The organism is Paraburkholderia tagetis, assembly GCF_022213065.1.
In the GTDB taxonomy this organism is placed as follows: Bacteria; Pseudomonadota; Gammaproteobacteria; order Burkholderiales; family Burkholderiaceae; genus Paraburkholderia; species Paraburkholderia tagetis.
In genome coordinates this window covers 1-1,744 of record NZ_JAKLJA010000113.1, presented here as the reverse complement: position 1 = coordinate 1,744, position 1,744 = coordinate 1, and the positions used below count along the sequence as shown (strand labels likewise).

The following is a 1,744-nucleotide window of genomic DNA, read 5'->3' as shown; positions in this document are numbered from 1 at the left end:
ATTACGCTGATTTGATGGCCTTTCTCCTTTATACGAACGGGTACGATGCGGGTGGCGCGAAGCTGACCGCGCAGGCCGCGCAAGCCTCGACTACGCCGCTCAATGCCGGGCCGCGCCATTAGCATGGTTTTTTGTGTTTCCTTGTGTCGCGTTTTCTTGTGTCGCGTTTCCTTGTGTTCGTGTCGGTCTGCTAGCGTTGCCCCTGTGCGGGGCGGCACCTACTTTTCTTTGCCGCGGCAAAGAAAAGTAGGCAAAAGAAAGCCGCTCAAACCGCCAGTGTGACGCAGTGGACCACTCGCCTTTAATCGGAGCGGTTCCGGAGCGTCTGTCACCACGCGCCGTACAACAGAGTGACTAAGGGCTCATTCCTCCGGCGGCGCTACGCGCGCCGTGGGGCATAACTCCAAACAATCAGGATGCCTGTGCATTGACACAGTGCATGCGCCTTCGAGTGCCCAGGCAGAACCCTTGGTTTCCTTTGCATACCCGACCGCTGCGCGCGTAGCGAGCAGCGGGATGTGCGGGCCCTTTGTCACTACGTTTAAAGGTGCGAGGTGACGGATGCTCCGGAACCACTCCGATTAAGGACAAGTGGTGCACTGCGTCACACTGGCGGTTTGAGCCGCTTTCTTTTGCCTACTTTTCTTTGCGGCTGCAAAGAAAAGTAGGTGCCGCCCCGCACAGGGGCAACGCTTGCAGACCGACACGAAAACAAGGAAACGCGAAAAAGCGAAAAAGAGAACAAGCAAAAAAGCGCTCTCCCACGATTCCAATCGCGGAAAAGCGCACTCCAGCGCTACACCAGACGCCGCGCCATTCGCTCAGAAAAACCCGAGCGCTTCCGCCTGATAGCTCACCAGCAGACACTTGGTCTGCTGATAATTCGACAACGCCATCTTGTGGGTTTCCCGGCCGATTCCCGACTGTTTGTAACCACCGAACGCCGCATGCGCCGGATACAGGTGATAGCAATTGGTCCAAACGCGTCCGGCCTCGATCTCACGGCCCATTCTGTAGGCGCGCGTGCCGTCGCGGGTCCACACTCCGGCGCCAAGGCCATAGTACGTGTCGTTCGCGATCTCGATGGCTTCCTGTTCGTCCTTGAAAGTCATCACAGAAGCAACCGGCCCGAAAATCTCTTCCTGAAACACGCGCATCTTGTTGTGACCGAACAGCAGGGTCGGTTTCACGTAAAAGCCGTTGCCGAGTCCGGCGCCAGCGGCCGCGCGTTCGCCGCCGGTCAGGCATCGCGCACCTTCTCCCCGTCCAATGTCGATATACGAGAGGATTTTCTCGAGTTGCTGCTGCGACGCCTGTGCACCGATCATGGTATCGAGGTCCAGCGGATGCCCGAGCTTGATCCGCTCCACGCGGGCAATGGCCTTCTCGATGAAACGTTCGTAAATCGATTCCTGAATCAGCACGCGCGACGGGCACGTGCACACTTCACCCTGATTCAGCGCGAACATGGCGAGGCCCTCGAGCGCCTTGTCCAGGAACGCGTCGTCATGGTCCAGCACGTCGGCGAAAAAGATGTTCGGGCTCTTGCCGCCCAGCTCGACCGTCGACGGAATCAGATTCTCCGCCGCCGCATGAAGGACGCGCTTGCCGACCGGCGTCGAGCCCGTGAACGCGATCTTTGCGATGCGCGTGCTGGTTGCCAGCGCCTCACCCGCTTCCTTTCCAAAGCCGTTGACGATGTTGATCACTCCCGCCGGGAACAGGTCACCAATCAACTCGATCA

1 protein-coding gene is annotated in these 1,744 nt (G+C 58.7%); it reads right to left on the bottom strand.

Features of this window, described 5'->3' with window-relative positions:
- Positions 1-821 precede the first annotated feature (821 nt).
- Positions 822-1,744 (bottom strand): aldehyde dehydrogenase family protein (locus tag L5014_RS38475; protein WP_238469084.1); only part of this gene is annotated, 923 nt, incomplete at its 5' end.